The 20,590-nt window shown below is 65.8% G+C and carries 17 protein-coding genes; 7 read left to right on the plus strand and 10 right to left on the minus strand.

The features are described from left to right. Positions 1 to 27: 27 nt before the first annotated feature. Complete coding sequence (locus tag HGB41_RS07335; protein ID WP_171082697.1) at positions 28 to 1,170, plus strand: DUF2254 domain-containing protein; 1,143 nt, start codon at positions 28 to 30, stop codon at positions 1,168 to 1,170. Between the two features lie 43 nt (positions 1,171 to 1,213). Next, entirely contained in the window at positions 1,214 to 1,624 is a 411-nt protein-coding gene (locus HGB41_RS07340) for a GFA family protein (RefSeq protein WP_171082699.1), read from the plus strand. Positions 1,625 to 1,673: 49 nt separating this feature from the next. Here HGB41_RS07340 and HGB41_RS07345 read toward each other — a convergent pair whose 3' ends face one another. The 3 genes from HGB41_RS07345 to HGB41_RS07355 form a co-directional block, all read right to left on the minus strand. Next, positions 1,674 to 2,255 carry a hypothetical protein gene (locus tag HGB41_RS07345; protein ID WP_171082702.1) on the minus strand — a complete coding sequence of 194 codons (582 nt, stop codon included), beginning with the start codon at positions 2,253 to 2,255 and terminating at the stop codon, positions 1,674 to 1,676. 256 nt (positions 2,256 to 2,511) lie between these two features. Then, positions 2,512 to 4,386: a glucokinase gene (locus tag HGB41_RS07350; protein WP_171082703.1), complete on the minus strand. Its 1,875-nt coding sequence runs from the start codon at positions 4,384 to 4,386 to the stop codon at positions 2,512 to 2,514. After that, entirely contained in the window at positions 4,386 to 6,029 is a 1,644-nt protein-coding gene (locus HGB41_RS07355) for an alpha-glucosidase (protein ID WP_171082706.1), read from the minus strand. Before HGB41_RS07355 ends, HGB41_RS07350 begins: the two co-directional genes overlap by 1 nt. 303 nt (positions 6,030 to 6,332) lie before the next feature. Between HGB41_RS07355 and HGB41_RS07360 the strand changes: the two genes are divergently transcribed. Continuing rightward, positions 6,333 to 7,871 (plus strand): POT-type proton-dependent oligopeptide transporter, encoded by a 1,539-nt coding sequence (locus tag HGB41_RS07360; RefSeq protein ID WP_171083475.1) that lies wholly within the window; start codon positions 6,333 to 6,335, stop codon positions 7,869 to 7,871. Between the two features lie 151 nt (positions 7,872 to 8,022). Next, positions 8,023 to 10,749: an alpha-1,6-glucosidase domain-containing protein gene (locus HGB41_RS07365; RefSeq protein ID WP_171082709.1), complete on the plus strand. Its 2,727-nt coding sequence runs from the start codon at positions 8,023 to 8,025 to the stop codon at positions 10,747 to 10,749. 3 nt (positions 10,750 to 10,752) lie between these two features. Here the strand turns inward: HGB41_RS07365 and HGB41_RS07370 are convergent, their stop codons facing one another. After that, positions 10,753 to 11,079, minus strand: coding sequence for a YciI family protein (locus HGB41_RS07370; protein WP_171082711.1), 327 nt, complete (start codon positions 11,077 to 11,079; stop codon positions 10,753 to 10,755). Positions 11,080 to 11,304: 225 nt separating this feature from the next. Here HGB41_RS07370 and HGB41_RS07375 point away from each other — a divergent pair, with 225 nt between their 5' ends. The 3 genes from HGB41_RS07375 to HGB41_RS07385 all read left to right on the plus strand — a co-directional run bounded on the left by HGB41_RS07375 (position 11,305) and on the right by HGB41_RS07385 (position 15,075). Beyond that, entirely contained in the window at positions 11,305 to 12,861 is a 1,557-nt protein-coding gene (locus HGB41_RS07375; RefSeq protein ID WP_171082712.1) for an ATPase domain-containing protein, read from the plus strand. Then, positions 12,861 to 14,105: a sensor histidine kinase gene (locus HGB41_RS23960; protein ID WP_171082714.1), complete on the plus strand. Its 1,245-nt coding sequence runs from the start codon at positions 12,861 to 12,863 to the stop codon at positions 14,103 to 14,105. The genes HGB41_RS07375 and HGB41_RS23960 overlap by 1 nt, the downstream gene beginning before the upstream one ends. Before the next feature lie 346 nt (positions 14,106 to 14,451). After that, positions 14,452 to 15,075, plus strand: a complete 624-nt coding sequence (locus HGB41_RS07385) for an exopolysaccharide biosynthesis protein (protein WP_171082716.1) — start codon at positions 14,452 to 14,454, stop codon at positions 15,073 to 15,075. A 41-nt stretch (positions 15,076 to 15,116) separates the two neighbouring features. On the opposite strand, the gene HGB41_RS07390 is transcribed toward HGB41_RS07385, so the two are convergent. The 6 genes from HGB41_RS07390 to HGB41_RS07415 all read right to left on the minus strand — a co-directional run bounded on the left by HGB41_RS07390 (position 15,117) and on the right by HGB41_RS07415 (position 20,532). After that, entirely contained in the window at positions 15,117 to 15,845 is a 729-nt protein-coding gene (locus tag HGB41_RS07390) for an ABC transporter ATP-binding protein (protein WP_171082718.1), read from the minus strand. After that, positions 15,835 to 16,593, minus strand: coding sequence for an ABC transporter permease (locus HGB41_RS07395; protein WP_171082720.1), 759 nt, complete (start codon positions 16,591 to 16,593; stop codon positions 15,835 to 15,837). Before HGB41_RS07395 ends, HGB41_RS07390 begins: the two co-directional genes overlap by 11 nt. A 3-nt stretch (positions 16,594 to 16,596) precedes the next feature. Beyond that, positions 16,597 to 17,019 (minus strand): cupredoxin domain-containing protein, encoded by a 423-nt coding sequence (locus HGB41_RS07400; RefSeq protein ID WP_229422873.1) that lies wholly within the window; start codon positions 17,017 to 17,019, stop codon positions 16,597 to 16,599. Beyond that, complete coding sequence (locus HGB41_RS07405; protein ID WP_371868474.1) at positions 17,016 to 17,588, minus strand: SCO family protein; 573 nt, start codon at positions 17,586 to 17,588, stop codon at positions 17,016 to 17,018. The genes HGB41_RS07400 and HGB41_RS07405 overlap by 4 nt, the downstream gene beginning before the upstream one ends. After that, complete coding sequence (locus tag HGB41_RS07410; RefSeq protein WP_171082722.1) at positions 17,585 to 18,601, minus strand: ABC transporter substrate-binding protein; 1,017 nt, start codon at positions 18,599 to 18,601, stop codon at positions 17,585 to 17,587. Before HGB41_RS07410 ends, HGB41_RS07405 begins: the two co-directional genes overlap by 4 nt. Before the next feature lie 62 nt (positions 18,602 to 18,663). Next, the gene (locus tag HGB41_RS07415; protein ID WP_171082724.1) at positions 18,664 to 20,532 is read right to left on the minus strand and encodes a glucokinase; all 1,869 of its coding nucleotides are present in this window, start codon (positions 20,530 to 20,532) and stop codon (positions 18,664 to 18,666) included. Positions 20,533 to 20,590 lie beyond the last annotated feature (58 nt).

Genomic DNA, 20,590 nt, shown 5'->3' on the forward strand with positions numbered 1-20,590 from the left:
AGCAGCACGATTGAGCCGGCGCAAACTGTGCGCAGCCGTGCTATCTATCTTGAAAGGGCCGCTGGCCTTAGCCGGTTCACCTTCCGTTCCGGTGTCCGGCCGCTCCCCTTCTCCCTGGGCCAGCGGCCCCCTCGTGGATCTCTCCAGCCAGAGCGACATCGGCAGCCTGAAAGCGGACATCCTCTGTCGGTCTTCGTTGGCGCCTTTATCTTCGCCATTGCCGCGCTGAGCGCAACGACGAACGACCATGTCGGCAAGACCGGCCGCTTCACCCTGTTCGTGCTGACCTTGCTGACAGTGGTCGCCGTCGTCACGGTGTTCGTACGCTGGGTCGACAGCATCGCCCGCCTCGGGCGCTTGAGCGGCGTCATAGCCAAGGTAGAGGCGGCAACCGCCAAGGCCATGCAGCGGCGTCAACAGCGGCCCTTCCTGGGCGGGCTGGCCGCCTCCAGCCCGCCCGCCGGCCTGTCCTTCCACAGCGAGGAGAGCGGCTACCTGCAATGGGTCGACATGGCGGCACTCCAGGGCATCGCTACCCGATACAAGCTGCGCATCACGCTGGCCGGGGTGCCCGGTTCGATGGTCATGCCGACTCGCCCGCTCGGCTATATACTGCCCGACTCGAGCGACAGCGGGCCGCTCGACCCCGGCCTCTTGCGCAAAGCGTTCGTGGTCGGGCCGGTTCGCCGGTTCGACGACGACCCGCGTTTCGGCCTGGTCGTACTCGCCGAGATTGCCTGCCGCGCCCTGTCTCCGGGAATCAATGACCCAGGCACCGCCATCGGCATACTCGGTTCGCTGCACCGCCTGTTCGCCACCCTGGCCAAGCCCGGCGAGCAGCTTGCGCCGGAATACGGCCGGATCGAACTGCCCCCGTTATGCCTCCGGGACATGTTTGACGATTTCTTTCCTGCCATCGCGCGCGACGGGGCCGGCCTGATCGAAGTAGCAATGCGTCTGCAGCGAGTACTGGGCGAGCTCGGGCACTCCGGTGATGCCCATATGCGCCTCGTCGCCAGGGAGGATGCCGCGCTGGCGCTGCGACGGGCCGGACAACTGGACGGATTTGCGCCAGACCTTGCATTACTGCGCCTTCAGCATGCAAACTATTGGGAGCAGGCAGCAGCAACACGCGGGGGAGGTTTTCCTCCATCGGTTGGCAAGACATGAATGCCGCACTGTCGATCAATCAGCTTTTACCTGGAGCACCGATATGCATCAACAAATCTCAGGCGGATGCGCATGCGGAGCGATCCGCTACACCTCGGCGCGCGAACCGCTCGCCATGATCAACTGCCATTGCAGCGACTGCCAGCTCTCGAGCGGGGCGCCGTTCGCGTCGGGCATTGTCGTCATGACTGACGACCTCGAGGTCAGCGGTACGCCGAAGAACCATGCCGTCGGCGCAAGCAGCGGCGGGCTCGTCACGCGCGGTTTCTGCGGCGACTGCGGCACGCCGCTGTTCACCCGGAGCGCCGTCAACGCACAGTTCACCTCGATCCGCTTCCCGACGCTCGACGACGCCTCGGGGTTCAAGCCCATGCTCGACATTTATACGGCAAGCGCGCAGCAATGGGTGTGCCTCGACCCGGCCATTCCACACTTTCCGCAGTCGCCGGCCTGACCCTTTCTTGCTGCAGCCCCTGGCCCGTGACGACGGGCGGCGTCTTGCATCAACCGCAGGTTTCCACATAGGCCACCGCCGGCTGCAGGCCGGCGCGCACCTTGGTGACCTTGCCGCCGGTTGCTTCCAGGATGAGTGCGCCACGTCCGCCGGCGCTCGGGAAGGCCAGGTAATGGCCGTTTGCATCGTATTTGTGCGGGGTGAGCACCCCTTCCGGATAGCTGGCGCGGATGCCGTCCAACGGGTCGCCGATGGCGATGCCCATGACGTTGCCCGTGCCCGGCTCGGCATCGGCACGCGTCACGATGCCCTGCTCGACCATGAAGCGCAGGCCGGGCAAGGCCGGGAAGCGCACCATGCTGCAGGCCGGATCGAAGGGCGCTGGCAGCACGGCCTGCGCTCCCGTGGCCTGCTCCGCCTGCGCCAGGCTCATGCCGAAGCGGACGGCGCCCACCCCGCTGGCGCTGAGCAAGCCCGGCGCGGACGGCGCCGGGGCCGCCGTGGCAGGCGCCTGCGCGCCGGCCTGCACTCCGGCGGTGCTGGTGCCCGCCGTTGGCACGGCTGGTGTCTCCACCGGTTTCGAGCAGGCGCCCAGCAGGGCAATGGTACCGAGTATGAATAGTTGCCGCATCGATGTCCTTATCGTTATGCGATGCAAACTGCATCGCCGCCTCGACTATAAATGCCAGGCAAAATCCCTGACGCACAGCCCAGTGGCGAATGGCAGCAGCAAGATCGAGAGGGAATAAACGACAGGTAGACACTCCGCTCATCTTGAAAGAGCCGCTGGCCGCAGCCGGTCCACCTACCGTTCCGGTGTCCGGCTGCTCCCCTTCTCACGGGCCAGCGGCGCCCTCGCCCTCATCGCTCCAGCCCAGCTATCCAGTTCAGCTGTCCAGATGAGAGATCAATAGCCTGCGCGCATCGTCGCCCTGGGCTTCGCCATGCTGGCCATCCACCGACAGCCCCACCGCCACGATATCGATCAGCAGGAGCTGCAGGATGCGCGAGATCATCGACAAAAAGTCCGTGCTGTCCTCGGCATGGTCGACCGCCAGGCAGACCGTGGCCTTGCGCGCCAACGGCGACTGGCTGTTGCTGATGGCGATCACGTCGGCGCCGGCGGCGCGGGCGATGTCCACCGCCTCCAGCAATTCGTTCAGGCTGCCCGAATTCGACACCGCGATCACCACGTCGCCCGCCTGCAGCAATTCGGCCGCCAGCTTGAACAGGTGCGAGTCGCCGTAGAGCGAGGTCGGGATGCGGAAGCGGAAGAACTTGTGCTGCCCGTCCAGCGCCACCGCGCGCGAATTCCCCATCGCGAAGAATTCGACGCGGCGCGCGCGGCTCACCAGTTCGATCGCGCGCTCTAACGAGCGCACGTCGAGCTGGTCGCGGAAGCGCAAAATCGCCGACACCGTGTTGTCGATCACCTTGGCCGACAAGTCATGCGTGCTGTCGCTGGTGCGCACCTGGCTGTGGCGCACCGGAATCGATCCGGTCAGGCTGCTGGCGAATTTCAGCTTGAAGTCGGCCAGCCCCTGGAAGCCGAGCGAGCGGCAGAAGCGGATCACGGTCGGCTGGCTCACATCCGCCAGGCGCGCCAGCTCGGCGATCGGTTCGTTCAGCACGAGGCGCGGCTGTTCCAGCACCAGGGCGGCGACCCGCTGTTCGGCCGGGCTCAAGCCGTGGCGCAGTTGGCCGATGCGCTCCATCAGCGTATTGGCGCCGCTGCGCCCGCGCAGGTGTTCCGCGAGGATGGTTGCCACGCCATGGAAGGCCGGATTCGGCGCGGTGATGACATAGGTCGGGATCTCGGCCAGGTAGCTGGAAAAGCGTCCCTTGGCCTCAAAGCGCGCACGGAAAGGCGAGGCGGCGAACCACTCGCCCATGCGCGGCACGATGCCGCCGCCAATGAAGATGCCCCCGAAGGCCCCCAGGGTCACCGCCAGGTTGGCGGCGGCGGCGCCCAGCATGCCGCAAAAGCATTCCAGTACTTCGAGGCAGAGCGGGTCCTGCGATTCGAGTGCGGCGGCGATGATGTCGGCGGCCTTGCGCGCCGGGGCCTCGACGCCGTTGCGAGCGGCCAGCGCGCGGTGGATGATTTCCATGCCCGGGCCGGAAATCAGGCGCTCGTTCGACACGTGCTGCCATTCGCGCCAGGCCACTTGCAAAATGGCGAATTCGCGCTCGTCGCTCGGGGCGAAGTTGACGTGGCCGCCCTCGCTGCCCAAGGTGACGAAGCCGTCGGCGGTCGGGATCAGGCCCGATACACCCAGGCCGGTGCCGGGGCCGAGTACCCCGACCACTGCGTTCGGGGCGGCCCTGCCCTGTCCCACCTGCATCAAATCTTCCTGCCCGAAGCCGGGAATGGCCATGGCCAGCGCGGTGAAATCGTTGACGATCAGGAGCGTGCCCAGGCCCAGCTCGCGCCGCACCGCATCGGTCGAAAATTGCCAGTCGCGGTTGGTCATGCGTACCAGGTCGCCGCTGACCGGATTGGCCACGGCCAGCGCCGCATGCTGGAGCTTGACTCCGGCGTGGTCGGCCAGGTAATGGCGCAGCAGCGGCACGATGCCGTCGAAGTCTTCGCACTTCAGCACGCGCACCGCGCTGAACACGCCCGGCGCGGCCTGCAGCGCGAAGCGCGCATGGGTGGCGCCGATGTCGGCCAGCAGGCGCGGTCCGTCCGCAAAAGCCGTGCGGGCGGATTTTTCCGCAGATTTGTCCGCGAGCGTATCGAGCGCCGGCTGGCTGCCCATTATTCGGCGTTGGCCGGAACGCTGCCCAGCCAGGCGCCGTAAGGCGGCAAGGTGACGCGGCTGGCCGCGGCGCTGCCCGGCAGGCCGAGGGTGTCGAGTGCCCTAGCCTGGGCAGCCTCTGCCCAGTCGAAGCTGACCGGCTCGGGCCCCAGGTTGAACGCGGCCAGCACCCCGTCCATGCCGTCCACGTCGCGGCGCAGCGCCAGCACCGGTTCCGGCGCATCGAAGAAGACGATCTCGCCGCGGGTCAGCTGCGGCATCGTGCGGCGCCAGGCGATGAAGCGGCGCGCAAAGTTCAGGGGCGAATCGGGGTCGCTGTCCTGGCGGTCGACCGCAACCGCCGCGTGCGGCCCTGCCACTGGCAGCCATGGCTGGCCGCTGGTGAAACCGGCCTGCGGCGCGCTTGCCTGCCACGGCATCGGCGTGCGGCAGCCGTCGCGGCCCTTGAACTCGGGCCAGAAAGTGATGCCATACGGGTCTTGCAGCAGCTCGAAAGGCACGTCCGCTTCTTCCAGGCCCAGTTCTTCGCCCTGGTACAGGCAAGGCGTGCCCTTGAGCGTGAGCTGCATGGCCAGCACCAGTTTGGCCAGGGCGGGCGTCGGCTTGCCGTCGCTCCAGCGGGTCGCCACGCGGATGGCATCGTGGTTGCTCACCGACCAGGAGGCCCAGCCGTCCTTCACGCGCTCGTTGAACTCTTCGACCTGGGTGCGGATATGCGCTGCCGTGTGCACAGGCGTGAGCAGGTTGAAGCTGTAGGCCATGTGCAGCTTGTCGCCGCCTTCGGTGTACTCGGCCATTTGCTCGAGCGCGTCGTCGGAGCTGACTTCGCCGATCGAGACCGCGCCGAACTCGTCGAGCTGGGCGCGCACCCGCTGCAGGAAGGCGATGTTTTCGGGCTGGGTCTTGTCGTAGAGGTGGGCCTGCATGCCGTAGGGGTTGACGTCGGTGACGGTCGAGGTGTCGCGCACCAGCGCCGGCGGGTTGCTGCGCAGCTGGCGGTCGTGGAAGTGGAAGACGCAGGCATCCATGCGCACGCCGTCCACGCCGCGCTCGAGCCAGAAACGCTGGGCGTCCAGGTGGGCCTGCTGCACTTCCGGATTGTGGAAGTTCAGTTGCGGCTGGCTCACCAGGAAGTTATGCATGTAGTACTGCTTGCGGCGGGTATCCCACTGCCATGCCGAGCCGCCGAACACCGACAGCCAGTTGTTGGGCGGGCAGCCGTCCGGCAGCGGGTCGGCCCACACATACCAGTCGGACTTCGGGTTGTCGCGGCTCTTGCGGCTCTCATTGAACCAGGCATGGGTGTCGGCGGTGTGCGACATCACCTGGTCGATCATGATCTTCAGGCCCAGGCTGTGCGCTTTCGCGACCAGCCTGTCGAAGTCGCCCAGGTTCCCGAACAGCGGGTCGACGTCGCAGTAGTCCTCGATGTCGTAGCCGAAGTCCTTCATCGGCGACTTGAAGAAAGGCGACAGCCAGACGATGTCCACACCCAGGCCCGCGATGTAGTCGAGCCGGTCGGTGATGCCCGCCAGGTCGCCCACGCCGTCGCCGTTGGTGTCGAGGAAGCTGCGCGGATAGACCTGGTAGATGATGGCTTCGCGCCACCAGTTCGGGTTGTCGTTCTTCGAAGTCTGGTTCATGGCTGGTCCGTCCGGAATTTTTGAGAATTCTAGGCAATATACAGCAGGAGAATTAACTTTACAATCACTCCAGCCGCTCAGGAAAATCCGCTTAATCCTTTCAATTCATAGACTTATAGAAGATTATCACTTTCGGACGAAACGCAAAAAGTAGCTAAACTACGGCAGTTTTGTAACTCCTTTGTTTCGCTGCAATATTTTTATTGCAAGTAGCCCGGCCTCGTCATAGGATCGCACCTGTTTCGATTTTCCGAGAGCACCATGACTTCTCCAGCAACGACGCACATCACCGACACCGGGCGCATGCCGCGGCAGATTCCCTACATCATCGCCAACGAAGGCTGCGAGCGTTTCAGCTTCTACGGGATGCGCAACATCCTGACGCCTTTCCTGATCTCCACCCTGCTGCTGTTCGTGGCCGAGTCCGAGCGCACCGGCGAAGCCAAGCACGTCTTCCACACCTTCATGATGGGCGTGTATTTCTTCCCGCTGCTGGGCGGCTGGCTGGCCGACCGCTACTACGGCAAGTACAACACCATCTTCTGGTTCAGCCTGATCTACTGCGCCGGCCACGCCTGCCTGGCCATCTTCGAGGACAGCGTCAAGGGCTTTTATTTCGGCCTGTTCCTGATCGCCTTCGGCTCGGGCGGCATCAAGCCCTTAGTAGCCAGTTTTGTCGGCGACCAGTTCGACAAGACCAACAAGAGCAAGGCAAAAGTCGTGTTCGACGCGTTCTACTGGATCATCAACTTCGGCTCCTTCTTTGCGTCGCTGCTGATGCCGCTGTTCCTGCGCGACTACGGTCCCTCGGTCGCCTTCGGCATCCCGGGCATCCTGATGTTCATCGCCACCATGATCCTGTGGAGCGGCAAGAAGAAATACGTCCACGTGCCCCCTAGCCAGAGCGACCCGCATTCCTTCCTGCGCGTGGTGAAAACGGCCGTGCTGGCGCAGCGTCCAGGCGCGGGCCGTCCCGGCTTGATCGTCGCGATCCTGGGCATGATCGGCGCCGTGTACTCGCTGGCGCGCACCCCCGACTGGGGCTTCGTCATCGCCGCCTGCCTGGCGCTGGTGCTCCTGATCGCCTTCGTCGGCACGGGCGCATCGATGCAACTCGATCGCGCCCGCGGCGTGCACCCCGACATTGCCGTGGACGGCGTGCGCGCCGTGCTGCGCATCCTGATCGTGTTCGCGCTGGTGACCCCGTTCTGGTCGCTGTTCGACCAGAAGGCCTCGACCTGGATCGTGCAGGCCAACACCATGTCCACCGACGTCAATTTGCTGGGCTGGAGCTTCAGCGTGCTGCCGGCCCAGATGCAGGCGCTCAATCCGCTGCTGGTGATGATCCTGATCCCGTTCAACAACCTGGTGCTGTTCCCCCTGCTGGCCAAGATGGGTTTCGAGCCGACCGCGCTGCGCCGCATGACCGCCGGCATCGCCTTCTCGGCGCTGGCCTGGATCGTGGTCGGCAACCTGCAGGTGCAGCTCGATGCCGGCGACCCGGTCTCGATCGCCTGGCAGATCCTGCCCTACGCATTGCTGACCCTGGGTGAGGTGCTGGTCTCGGCCACTGGCCTGGAATTCGCGTACAGCCAGGCGCCGGCCGCGATGAAGGGCGTGATCATGGCCCTGTGGTACCTGGCGGTCACCGTCGGCAACCTGTGGGTGCTGATCGTGAATTCGGGCGTCAAGAACGAAGCCGTCATCGCCCAGATCGAAAGCTCGGGCGTGGGCGTGATGGCCTTCCAGATGTATTTCTTCGCCGGCTTCGCGCTGCTGGCGGCGCTGGTATTTGGGCTATACGCTCGGCGCTACAAGATGGTCGATAACTACCGCGGGTAAACGACGCTTCTATCACCACGTACGTACGAACAGCGATAACCGTAGGGTGGGCAGGTCTTCCTGCCCACGCAGTCAACCATCGCTGATTTATCCACTTTATTGCTGGGTCACCGCCGCATAACCGCGTGGGCGGGAAACCCGCCCACCCTACATGACCCAACTCCGATACGCCGCCCTCGCCCTCGCCGCTGCCGCCCTCGCCTCCTCCGCCCACGCCGCGGTTCCTGTTGACGCCTGCAATAACGAAGGCTTTCAAATTGTCCTGAACGCTTCCAGCGCCACGCTGGAAGCGCGCGCTGTCTGGCTCGACAAGCGCCTGGTCAAATGGCCGGGCGCCGAGGCTGGCGGCATCTACCGACTGTACCACTCGGCCAAGGCATCCATCGTCGCCAAACCGGGTGCGAAGGTGGAAGGCTTTGACGGCGCACTGGCGCTGGACGCATTCACCGGCCAGGTGCCCACCGCCGCCGCCACGCGCTTCAAATGGGTCGGAGCCGGCCCGGTGCTGTCGCTGCGCGCAGCCGACCTGGCGCGCATGAACGACCTGCACCGCGGCCAGCTGGTGCTGGTGCAGGAAACGCCCGACGGACTGGCGCGCGCCGTAACGCGCATCCAGGTGGCCGGCGCGCTGGACGACATGTATGCCGCGGCCGACGGCATCGCAGACCTCGGCGCCACCCCGAAGAAAGGACGCACGGGCTTCCGGTTGTGGGCCCCGACCGCCCGCACCGCTGCCGTCTGCACCTACGACAGCGGCACCGGCCGCGCCACCGCCGTCCACGCGATGAGTTTCGACGGACGCACGGGCGCCTGGGAAGCCAGGGTAGCCAAAGACCTGTCCGGCAGCTATTACAAGTACGCGGTCGACGTCGCGGTCGACGGCATGGGCCTGGTGCGCAACCTCGTCACCGACCCGTATTCGGTCAGCCTGACGACGGACTCGAAGCGCAGCTATATCGCCGACCTGGATGCGCCGAAGCTGAAGCCGAAGGGCTGGGACGCTACCCGTCCGCCGAACACGGTAAAAGCCCAGACCGACATGGTCATCTACGAGCTGCACGTGCGCGACTTCTCGCTCAACGACCCGAGCGTGCCGGCGAACAAACGCGGCAAGTACGCGGCCTTCGGCGAAGCCGGTTCGAACGGCATGCGCCACCTGAAGGCGCTGGCGAAGGCCGGCATGACCGACATCCACCTGCTGCCGGTCTACGACCTGGGCAGCGTGCCGGAAAAGGATTGCGCCCTGCCCCTGCCTTCTGGTACGCCGGATGGCGAGACCCAGCAGGCATTGATGCGCAAGACCGCCGACACCGACTGCTTCAACTGGGGCTACGACCCCTACCACTACAACGCGCCGGAAGGCAGCTACGCCAGCGACCCATCGGACGGCGCACGCCGCATCGTCGAGATGCGCCAGATGGTGATGGACCTGCACCGCGCCGGCCTGCGCGTCGGTACCGACGTGGTCTATAACCACACCTTCATCGCCGGCCAGAACGAGAAATCGGTGCTCGACCGCGTGGTGCCGGGCTATTACCACCGCCTGAATGCGCTGGGCGCCATCGAGCGCTCCACCTGCTGCGACAACACGGCCACCGAGAACACGATGATGGCCAAGCTGATGATCGATTCAGCCGAGCTCTGGACCCGCCACTACAAGATCGATTCCTTCCGCTTCGACCTGATGGGCCACCAGCCGAGAGAAGCGATGGAGCGCCTGCAAAAACGCGTGGACAAGGCCGCTGGCCGCCACGTGCAGCTGATTGGCGAAGGCTGGAACTTCGGCGAGGTAGCCGACGGCGCCCGCTTCGTGCAGGCGTCGCAGCTGTCGCTCAACGGCTCCGGTATCGGCACCTTCAGCGACCGCGCGCGCGACGCCGTGCGCGGCGGCTCGGCCGGCGACTCGGGCGAAGCGATGGTCCGCCAGCAGGGCTATATCAACGGATTGGTGTACGACCCGAATGCTTCAAAAGCCGGCCTCAAGGCGGCCGACCTGCTGCGCGCCGCGGACCTGATCCGCGTCGGCCTGGCCGGTTCGGTGCGCAGCTACCCGCTCCAGACCGTGGACGGCCAGGTGCGCAAACTGGAAGACATCGCCTACGGCAACCAGCCGGCCGGCTATGCGAGCCAGCCCGGCGAAGTGGTGAACTATGTCGAGAACCACGACAACCAGACCCTGTACGACATCAACGTGCTGAAGCTGCCGGTAGCGACCAGTACCGCCGACCGTGCGCGCGTGCAGGTGCTGGGCATGGCGATCAATGCCTTCAGCCAGGGCGTGGCCTATTACCATGCGGGCATCGACACCCTGCGCTCCAAGTCGCTTGACCGCAACAGCTTCAATTCGGGCGACTGGTTCAACCGCATCGACTGGACCTACCAGGACAACTACTACGGCACCGGCCTGCCGCAATCGGACGACAACGGCAAGGACTGGGCGCTGCTCAAGCCCTACCTGGCCAATGCCGCGCTCAAGCCGCAGCCCGCCGACATCGCCTTCGCACGCGACGCCTTCCGCGACCTGCTCGCGATCCGCGCCAGCTCGACCCTGTTCCGCATGCGCACGGCGGAAGATATCGTCCAACGCCTGCGCTTCTTCAATACCGGGCCGGGCCAGGAGGCGACCGTGCTGGCGGCCTCGATCGACGGCAAGGGCTATCCTGGCGCGAAGTTCGCCGCCATCAGCTACCTGGTGAACGTGGACAAGGTGGAGAAACGCGTCAGCGACCCGCTGCTGCGCGGCAAGCGGCTGACGCTGCATCCGGTGCACAAGGCGGCCGGCGCCGCCGACAAGCGCGCCGCGCAGGCACGCTTCGACAGCGCCAGCGGCACGTTTACCGTGCCGGCGCGGACTGCCGTAGTCTTCGTCGCCGAGTAGGGTTCAGGAGGACGCCTGGCCTGCCGCCATGCGCAGGCGGGCGATCTCCACCGAGCCATTCTCGTCGAAGACCGGGCATTCCTCGGCCAGGCTGACCGCTTCGTTGAAGTCGCTTGCTGCAATGATGGAATAGCCCGACAGCGAAGCACTGCTCAGTTTCGGGCCGACCAGCCGGCTCGGGACCTCGACGCTGTTGTGCGCCAGGCTGCCGCGGTCCACCAGCGCGGAACCCAGCATCTCGAACCACGCCTCCCAGCGCTGGGGGTCGTGCGGCGGGCCTTCCGCCTCGTCGACGGTCGATCCGCGGTAAACGATCAGGTAGCGTTCCATGCAGGCTCCTAGGGTGAATGTTTAGCAAAACCATAACAGAAGCCCCCACCCGGCGACGCACAGCTTGGCTTCCCCTTCATCCTTGCGCAGCTGGCCAAGTCCCGGCTCGGCTACTACACTGGATCGACGGGGCATGTCGCCAGCGACGCCTTCCCGGCAGTGGCGCCTCAGGCGAATTGCCTAGTCGCATGTTAAGCTGGCCACCTTATATAAAGGGCATGTGACATGAGCGCATTGGTGAGGACCGGGATAGTCGGTCTCGACGAAGTGATGCACGGCGGTATTCCGCGCAATAACAACCTGCTCGTCGAGGGCCCGCCGGGCTCCGGCAAGACCACGCTGGGCCTGGGTTTCATTTACCACGGCGCACTGGACCATGACGAGCCGGGCGCGATCGTTTCGTTCGAACTCGACCCTGCCAAGCTGCTGCGCGATGCCGTCGGCTTCAACTGGGACCTGCAGGGCCTGATCGACCAGGGCAAGATCAAGATCATCCAGACCAGCCCGGCCGTGCTGCTGAGCGAATTCCGCAGCGAGGATGGCGCCTTTGCCGCATCGCTCGTGGCCATGGGAGCCAGGCGCCTGCTGATCGATGGCCTGACGCCCCTGCGCCTGTATGCCGAAGCGCACGACATGCCCTTCCGCGAAGACGTGCACCTCCTGATCGAAGGCCTGACCCGGCTGGGCGTGACCACCATGGTCACCGCCGAGAAGGACGAGTCGATGACCGGGGTGCTGGCGCACGAGCGCTTCGTGTTCGATACCATCATTTCGCTGACGCGCGAGGAGAACCGCCGGCGCGTGCAGCGCCGCCTGACGGTGCTGAAATCGCGCGGCCAGGACTTCATCGGCGGCAGCCACACCATGCGCATCGAGCCGGGAATGGGCGTGCATGTCTATCGCCGCGCCCAGTCGCGCCCCCTCGGCTCGGTCCACCAGCCGACCTCGGAAGAACGCCTGTCGACCGGGTCGCTGGCCATCGACAAGATGATGGACGGCGGCATCTACAAGGGATCGGTCACGCTGGTGAGCGGCATTTCCGGCACCGGCAAGACGGTGCTGAGCGTGCAGTTCCTGACCAACGCGATCAAGGATGGGCACAAGACCCTGCTGGTGAGCCTGGACGAGCACCCGGCCCAACTGATGCGCAACGCGAGGTCGCTCGGCTTCGAGCTGCAACCACTGGTCGATGCGGGCGACATGTTCATCCATTACGAATCGCCGCTGGAGCTGGACCTCGACGTGCACTTCGACCACATCGTCAAGCTGGTCGAAGAGCACGGGATCGACTGCGTGGTGTTCGATTCGATCGCCGTGTACGAGATGACCAGCCGCGGCGAAGTGGCCGACTACTTGTATGCGCTGGCGACTTACTTCAAGAACCGCCTGGCCACGACGCTGTTCAACTACGAAAGCCCGGAACTGCTGGGCGTATCGCAGATCAGCGAAGAACTCAAGGGCTCTCACCTGGTCGACAACATCATCTTGCTGAACTATGTCGAGGTATCCACCGTCCTGCGCCGCGCGATCATGGTGCCGAAAGTACGCGGCAGCCGCAACATGCAGGTGACGCGCGAATACACCATCGGCACCGGCGGCCTGCTGCTGGTCGACGAAAGCGACAGCGAAACCCAGGCCAGCGCAGTGCCGCAACTGCCGTTTTCCTCGTATTACGGCCTGCTGTCGCGTTCGCCTTCACGGCAAAGTCCGGTCATCGAGGAGGCATTGGCGCGGGGCGCGGAGATGCCGGAATCGGCAGATTTGCCGACCGAACGGCCATAGTGATCACGGCGAAGCTCCCGGGCAGTGCGCCGGTCGACTGGGACGACTGGGACACGCCATTGCGCCAGTTCACCGAGGCAACCGGGCTGGTGACCTCGGCCTACGACCCGGACGGCGTGCGCCGCATCGGGCCGAAGACCGGCTCGCGCCTGTCTGCGCTGCTGCTGCGCTCGCGCCTGTGGGCCGAGGACGGCCCCGGGACGGCGCTCGAGCGCACGCTGGTCGAGGCCGCGTGCGCCGATGGCCAGCCGGCGTCGGCCCAGTTCGACGGGCTGCGCATCTGCTCGCTACCCCTGCTCCTGCGTGGCAAGGTGTACGGCGTGCTGGTGTTCGGCTGGCGCTTCGCCGATTTCAGCTCGCCGCTCGAGTGCGAACGCATCGCCAAGCAGGTGGGCCTGCCCGGCCACCTGCTGTGGAACGAGGTGCGCCTGGACGCGCCGGTGTCGGAGCAGCGCATGGGCACCTATGCGGCGCTGCTGGGCACCCTGGCCGCCACGCTCGACCGCCAGCGCGAGACCATCGACGACCTGACCCGCGTGAACCGCACGCGCGAACTGTTCCTGGCCACCGTCTCGCACGAAATGCGCACCCCGCTGTCGGCCTTGTCGATGCGCATCGAACTGATGCTGCGCACCGTGCCCGACCTGCCGCCCAAGGTCGTCAGCGGCCTGGAATCGATGCGCGTGCACGTGCGCCAGGAGGCCGGCATGGTCGACGACCTGATCGACGCCGCCCGCACGCTCACCGGCCAGATGTCGATCACGCGTTCGCAGGTGAAGCTGGGACAGGTGCTGCGCGACGCCATCTCGACGGTGGAAACCTTTGCTCACACGAAACGCATCCTGATGCAGGTCACGCCCAGCGATTACGGCGACCACATCGGGCTCGAGGCGGACGGCCGCCGCCTGCAGCAGGTGATCTGGAACCTGCTGTTCAATGCCACCAAATTCACCCCCGAGGGTGGCGCCATCCGCATCGAGGTCAAGCGCAGCAGCGACATGGTGGCGATCGACATCACCGACTCCGGCCAGGGCATCGAGCCCGAAGACCTCCCGCACGTCTTCGGCGCGTTCACGCTGCAGCAGCACGACAACGCCACCGGCCTCGGGCTGGGCCTGTACATCGCGCGCCGCATCGTCGAGCTGCACGAGGGCAGCCTGAGCGTCAGCAGCGAAGGCCGCGGCAAGGGAGCGACCTTCGCCATCCGGCTGCCGCTGGCCGACTTCCCGCATCCCGCGTCCTGACGCTTCCTTCCGTGTTTTCCGTCCCGCACTGTATAGTGGGGTGGAAGGCGCACGCCCTATCCACCGTAGTTCCTCACCGACCGGAGCAATACCATGAGTAAAAGCCAGGATGCCAAGAAAACCACCAAGAAAGAACCGGCCAAAACGATGAAGGAGAAAAAGGAGGCGAAGAAGGTCAAGAAAGAGGAACGCGCGCGCCAGCAATAAAATCCAGCGGCCGTCACGCCGTGCGGCACCTCGAGTGGCTATACTGTCGTCCTTCCGCCATGCCCGTGGCAGGCAGCTCCTGCCGCAGCGGCATGTGGCCGGATCGACAAACCGACAGACCACGACGAATAGAAGCCCAATGCACGCCGAACCCGTTTCCCGAAGAATCCGCGCGCTGGTCCGCGCCCTGCCACGCACGGGCATCACGCTGAGCGAATTGGTGCAGCGCGTAGGCGACGATGGCTTGCTGATCCTGGCCGCCCTGCTGACCCTGGTGTTCCTGCTGCCGGTATCGATACCGGGCGTGAGCACCGTGTTCGGCGCGGCCATCCTGCTGATCGGCATGAGCCGCCTGTTCCGGCGCGCGCTGTGGATTCCGTCGAGCATGAAGCACCGGATGATCGCTACCCGCAAGCTGCGTCCGGTGCTGCGCAAGGCGCTGCCGTGGCTGCAGAAGATCGAACGCGTGAGCCGCCCCAACCGAATCCAGTGGCTGGTGGCGGACGGCGCCATGGAGCGCCTGAACAACCTGTCCCTGATCCTCGGCGCCGTATTGCTGATGATGCCCTTCGGCCTGATACCGTTCAGCAACACCTTCCCTGCGGTGGCGCTGCTGTTCCTCGCCATTGGCCTGCTGCAGCGGGACGGCGTATGCGTATTGCTGGGTTACATCGGCAACCTTGCCACCATCGTGTATTTCACCCTGCTGATCGGCGGCGGCGGGCTTGCTGTGCGCGAAGCATTCCAGCGCCTGGCGACCTGAGGCCGGGCAGCCTGGCGGGGACGCGACCGGCCGGACCTGCGTTACAGCCCGAGCTGCCCCAGGATCGCCTCTTTGACCGCCTGCAGTTCCGGCTGCGACACTTTGCGCGGATGGGGCTGTCCGATCGGGAAGACCGACGCGATGCGGGTCGGGCGCGGGGACAGCACCACCACGCGGTCGGCCAGGTAGATCGCCTCTTCCACGTCGTGGGTGATCAGGATGACCGTATGGCGCTCCTCGCGCAGGATGCGCAGCAGTTCGTTGCGCATCTTCAGCGCCGTCAGGGCGTCCAGCGCGGAAAACGGCTCGTCCATGAACAGGATGTCCGGCTTGACCGCCAGTGCGCGCGCAATCTCCACCCGCTTGAGCATGCCGCCTGAGAGCTCGTGCGGGTAGGCTTTTTCAAAACCCTTCAGTCCCACCACGTCGGCGTAATGGTCGGCGGTCGCCGCCCTGGCGGCATCGTCGGTGCTGGAAAGGCCGAACATCAGGTTCTCCTGCACCGTCAGCCACGGGAAGACCGAGCCATGCTGCGAGATCACAATGGCGTTCGGCGTCGGCCGCGTTACCGGCTGGCCGTCGATCATGACGGAACCGCTGTCCGGATGCTCGAAGCCGGCCAGCAGCTTCAGCAAGGTCGACTTGCCGCAGCCGGAAGGCCCGACAATGGCCACGAATTCGCCGGGCGCCACGGCCAGGTCGATGCCGTCCACCACCGGCAGCGATTTGAAGCCCTTGCGCGCGCCGCTCACCAGAATCTTAGCGTCCATAGCGCCACCTTACCCCTTTGAGTCCTTCGAGTCGGCGCATCAGGGCGTCGATGCCCAGGCCGATCAGTCCGATGATGATCATCGCCGCCACCACCAGGTCGTAGCGGTTGCCGGCATTGCGCGAGTCCATGATCAGGTAGCCCAGGCCCGAGCGCAGCGCGATCATTTCCGCCGCCACCACCACCAGCCAGGCCACGCCCAGGCCAATGCGCATGCCGGTCAGGATTTCCGGCAGCACGGCCGGCACGATCACCTGGCGAAACAGCTTGGCGCGCGAGACGCCGAAGTTCTCGGCCGCGCGCAGGTAGCGGCCCTCGATGGTGTGCACGCCTGCTGCCGTCTGCACGATCATCGGGAACACCGAGGCCAGGAAGATCAGGAAGATCGGCGACATGTCGCCCACCCCGAACCACAGGATCGCGATCGGGATCCAGGCGATCGGCGAGATCGGGCGCAGGATCTGGAACACCGGGTTGAGCGTGCGGTAGGCGGCGTCGACCCGCCCCATCCACAAGCCGAGCGGCACCGCGCAGACCAGCGCGATCAGGAAGCCCGTCGCGACCCGGCCGAGCGAAGCGCCGATGTGCTCCCACAGCGTGCCGTCGTCGACCAGCTCCATGGTCCCGGTGACCACCTGCAGCGGCGTCGGGAAGATCACGCTCTCGGTCTGCACCACCACCGCCCACCAGATCGCCACGATGGCGGCGAGCACCAGCAGCGGGGGCCCTATCCTGTTCAGTCTATCCATAGTCTATGCGTTGTCGTTCATAAGGGACCTGGCGCGCCAGCGCAGCCGCGCGAGGCCTGCGGCAGGCGCTTCCCGGACGAGGACGGTCATCTTGCCGCTGGCATGCGCCGTGCAGTCGAAGGGATGCTCGCCGGCCTGGGCAAAGGGCAGGCGGAAGTCCTGACCCGGCATAATGAGCACCGGCCCGAACATCTGCGGTACGGTATCGCTGTTGCGCAGCAGGAGCACGTCGCGCACGCCGAGCGTGAGGGTGATCTGCTCGGGCAGGATGGATGTCTTGTCGCCCTGCATGCGGCGTTCCCAGGTGCCTTTGGGGATCTCGAATAGCTGGTCGCGCGAAGCAACGTGCAAGGGCGCGAAGGCGGCCCAGGCAAGCAGCGCGGCCAGCAGCGCCATGGCTGCCGCAAGTCCGATGCGCCGCTTCATTCAGCGGCGAGCACGTTCACGTCGTGCACGATCTCGTCCGCAGGGCGGCCAAAGGGCATCAGGGCGCGCAGCATGCCCTTCTTGTCGATGAAGTACAGGTAGGACGAGTGTCCCATCTGGTACCCGGTCTTGCCGCCCGCCGTGTGCTTCGTGGCCGTGATGCCGTAGTCCTTGCGAATAGCCGCCATCTGCTCGGGCGTGCCGGTGATGCCGACGAAGCCCTTGTCGAATTGCGCCAGGTAAGTCTTCAGGCGCGCGGGCGTATCGCGTTCCGGGTCGACCGAAATGAACACCACCTGCAGCCGGTCGGAATGAGCCCCGAGCTTCTGGCGCGCGGCGGCCAGCGAGGCCAGCGAAGCCGGGCACACCGCCGCGCAATGGGTGAAGCCGAATTCGAGCACCACGACCTTGCCGCGCAGCGCGGACAGGCGGAAGGCGCTCCCATCAGCCGCATCCTGCGCGATTTCCGGCGCCATGCGGGCGGGCGAAAACACGCCGGATTTCAGCGCCGGCGCCGCCTGCACGGTGGAGGCGCACAGCAACAGCGCCGCCAGCAGGGCGCGCTTCACAGCGCCACCTTTACCGGGCGGATGTTCTTCACGAAGCTCTCGTCCACGTACTGTTCATAGGCCACCGGGCGCTTGAGCGTGCCGGCCTCGATCGACAGCTTCATCAGCTCGTCGAACTCGGGGCGGATCATGCGCAGATCGCCGTAGGTCACGCGGTCGGCCGGGTTCTCCATCACGAACTTGATGATGTTCGGGTCCTGGTTGAAGAACTTGCGCCCGGAGGCGATCATGGCCGCCTTGCCGCGGTTGACGGGCGTGGCGTCGAGCCAGTTGCCGGCGGCCTGGACGTAATTAACCAATTCCTGCACCAGCGGGCGGTTAGTCTTGATCAGTTCTTCGCGCACGGTCAGCACGCAGCAGATGTAGTTGCGCCATTCGTTGCGCGTCATCGACAGCGGACGCGCATAGCCGGCGCGCTGGGCGGCGGCGCCGAACGGCTCGCCAGTGCAATAGCCGTCCACCGCTTTCGCATACAGCGCGGCCGGCATGTCGGGCGGGGCCATCTCGATGATCTGCAGGTCTTTCGGCGACATGCCTTCGCGCGCCAGCATCTTGCGCAGGAAAAGGAAGTCGACCGCGAAGCGGCTCGGGATGGCGATGCGCTTGCCGCGCAGGTCGGCGAATTTTTTATAGGGCGAATCGGTGCGCACCATGATCACGGCGCCGGAGCGGTGGCCGAGCGAGACGATCTTGAGCGGAATGCGCTTGTCGGTCAGGTCCATGACCAGGGGAGCCAGCATGTAGGCGGCCTGGATGCGGCCCGTCATCAGGGATTCCTTGATCTCGGGCCAGCCCGAATACTTGCTGTATTCGAAGGCCGTGAAGGGCGCGTCCGGCTTGCCGTCGGCCGCCGCCTTGGCCTTGCAGGCGATCGGCAGGGTCAGGTTGCAGGTGACGGGCAGGCCGCCGACGACCAGCGGGGCCGGGGCGGCGCTGGCGCTGCCCATGCCTACCAGCGGCAGGCTCAATGCGCCGCCTATCAATTGGCGCCGGCGCAGGGAATGCTCAAGCATGGAAACGCTTCCAAAATCGTGGTTCGGCCAATTCTAGCACTGGAGGGCTGCCTTCGCGAGCATTAGCTGTCGAGGTGGGAAATCAGCAGGCGGCGCTGGTCGCGCTGTTCCATATCGCCCTCGCCCGCCGCCTCGCCCTGGTTGCCGAGCGAAATCCCGACCGACATGATGTCGATGAGGAGTAGCTGCAGGATGCGCGAGATCATCGACAGGAAGGTGGTGCTGTCTTCGCTGTGGTCCACCGCAAGGCAGACGCTGGCCTTCTTGGCAAGCAGGGACTTGCTGCTGGTGATGGCGATGACGTCGGCCCCGCCCGCACGCGCGATGTCGACGGCCTCCAGCAGCTCCGGCAGCTGGCCGGCGGTGGAGATCGCGATCACCACGTCGCCCGGCCCCAGCAGGCCGGCGGCCAGCGTGAACAGGTGCGAATCGCCGTACAGCGCGGCCGGGATGCGGAAGCGGAAGAACTTGTGCTGGCCGTCCAGCGCCACCGCGCGCGCATTTCCCATCGCGTAGAACTCGACGCGGCGGGCGCGGCGCAGCAATTCGATGGCGCGGTCGATCCCGTGCACATCCAGCTGGTCGCGAAATTTCAGGATCGCCGACACCGTGTTGTCGATCACCTTGGCCGACAAATCGTGGGTGCTGTCGCTCATGCGCACCTGGCTGTGGCGCACCGGGATGGTGCCGGTCAGGCTACCGGCGAACTTCAGCTTGAACTCGGCCAGGCCCTGGAAGCCCAGCGAGCGGCAGAAACGGATCACGGTCGGCTGGCTCACATCCGCCAGGCGCGCGATTTCGGCGATCGGCTCGCCCAATATCTTGCGCGGGTGTTCCAGCACCAGTGCGGCGACGCGCTGCTCGGCCGGCGAGAGTTCGTGGCGCAGCTGCTGCACGCGGTCCATCAGGGTGTTAGCGCCGCTGCGCCCGCGCAGGTGTTCGGACAAGATCGTCGACACGCCATGCAGCGCCGGGTTCGGCGTCATGATGATATAGGTCGGGATCTGCGCGATGTAGTCGGTGAAGCGGCCCTTGGCCTCGAAGCGGGCGCGGAAGGGCGAGGTGGCGAACCATTCGGCGATGCGCGGCACGATGCCGCCGCCGATGAAGATGCCGCCAAAGGCGCCCAGCGTCACCGCCAGGTTGGCCGCCGCGCCGCCCAGCATGCCGGCGAAGACCTCGAGTGTCTCGAGGCAGAGCGGGTCGCGCGCATCGAGCGCACTGCCCACGATGTCGGCGGTGCTGCGGCTCGGGGCCTCGACGCCGTTGCGCTGAGCCAGCGCGCGGTACATCAGTTCGATGCCGGGGCCGGAAATCAGGCGCTCGTTCGACACGTGCTGCCATTCCTGCCAGGCGTACTGCAGGATCGCGAATTCGCGTTCGTCGCTCGGGGCGAAGTTGACGTGGCCGCCCTCGCTGCCGAGGGTGATGAAACCATCGATGGTCGGGATCACGCCCGAGACGCCCAGGCCGGTGCCCGGCCCGAGCACGCCCGCCACCGCATGGCTTTGCGGCGCGCCGCCGCCGACCTGCATCAGGTCCTGCGGCTTGAAGCCCGGCAGCGCCATGGCCAGCGCTGTGAAGTCGTTGACGATCAGCAGCGTCGACAGGCCGAGCGTGCGGCGCACCTCGTCGGTCGAGAACTGCCAGTCGCGGTTGGTCATGCGGATGGTGTCGCCGCTGATCGGATTGGCCAGCGCGAAGGCGCCGTGGTTGATGCGCACGCCGCCCGTCTGCGCCAGGTAGGCATGCAGCAGCGGCACGATGCCGGTGTAGTCGTCGCAGCGCAGCACCGCGACCTGGCGCAGCACGCCGGGTGCAGTCTCGAGGCCGAAGCGCGCATGCGTGGCGCCGATGTCCGCGAGCAGGCGCGGGCCATCGGCAAACGCGGCGCGGGAGGGTTTCTGTTCGGTGTCGGGTTCAACAGTCATTACATAAGGATACCATTGATCGACGGAAAAACCGAAGGGTCGAGGCCCGACCCCGCCC

Origin of the sequence: Telluria aromaticivorans (assembly GCF_013003915.1) — a bacterium.
Lineage (GTDB): Bacteria > Pseudomonadota > Gammaproteobacteria > Burkholderiales > Burkholderiaceae_D > Telluria > Telluria aromaticivorans.

What these genes read in the sequence shown, in the direction of transcription:
- HGB41_RS07360 (WP_171083475.1), top strand. Translation starts at nt 6,333, where the DNA reads ATGCCGCGGCAGATTCCCTACATCATCGCCAACGAAGGCTGCGAGCGT.
- HGB41_RS07350 (WP_171082703.1), bottom strand. Translation starts at nt 4,386, where the DNA reads ATGGGCAGCCAGCCGGCGCTCGATACGCTCGCGGACAAATCTGCGGAA.
- HGB41_RS07410 (WP_171082722.1), bottom strand. Translation starts at nt 18,601, where the DNA reads ATGCTTGAGCATTCCCTGCGCCGGCGCCAATTGATAGGCGGCGCATTG.
- HGB41_RS07415 (WP_171082724.1), bottom strand. Translation starts at nt 20,532, where the DNA reads ATGACTGTTGAACCCGACACCGAACAGAAACCCTCCCGCGCCGCGTTT.
- HGB41_RS07365 (WP_171082709.1), top strand. Translation starts at nt 8,023, where the DNA reads ATGACCCAACTCCGATACGCCGCCCTCGCCCTCGCCGCTGCCGCCCTC.
- HGB41_RS07375 (WP_171082712.1), top strand. Translation starts at nt 11,305, where the DNA reads ATGAGCGCATTGGTGAGGACCGGGATAGTCGGTCTCGACGAAGTGATG.
- HGB41_RS07390 (WP_171082718.1), bottom strand. Translation starts at nt 15,845, where the DNA reads ATGGACGCTAAGATTCTGGTGAGCGGCGCGCGCAAGGGCTTCAAATCG.
- HGB41_RS07345 (WP_171082702.1), bottom strand. Translation starts at nt 2,255, where the DNA reads ATGCGGCAACTATTCATACTCGGTACCATTGCCCTGCTGGGCGCCTGC.
- HGB41_RS07355 (WP_171082706.1), bottom strand. Translation starts at nt 6,029, where the DNA reads ATGAACCAGACTTCGAAGAACGACAACCCGAACTGGTGGCGCGAAGCC.
- HGB41_RS07385 (WP_171082716.1), top strand. Translation starts at nt 14,452, where the DNA reads ATGCACGCCGAACCCGTTTCCCGAAGAATCCGCGCGCTGGTCCGCGCC.
- HGB41_RS07340 (WP_171082699.1), top strand. Translation starts at nt 1,214, where the DNA reads ATGCATCAACAAATCTCAGGCGGATGCGCATGCGGAGCGATCCGCTAC.
- HGB41_RS07395 (WP_171082720.1), bottom strand. Translation starts at nt 16,593, where the DNA reads ATGGATAGACTGAACAGGATAGGGCCCCCGCTGCTGGTGCTCGCCGCC.
- HGB41_RS07400 (WP_229422873.1), bottom strand. Translation starts at nt 17,019, where the DNA reads ATGAAGCGGCGCATCGGACTTGCGGCAGCCATGGCGCTGCTGGCCGCG.
- HGB41_RS07370 (WP_171082711.1), bottom strand. Translation starts at nt 11,079, where the DNA reads ATGGAACGCTACCTGATCGTTTACCGCGGATCGACCGTCGACGAGGCG.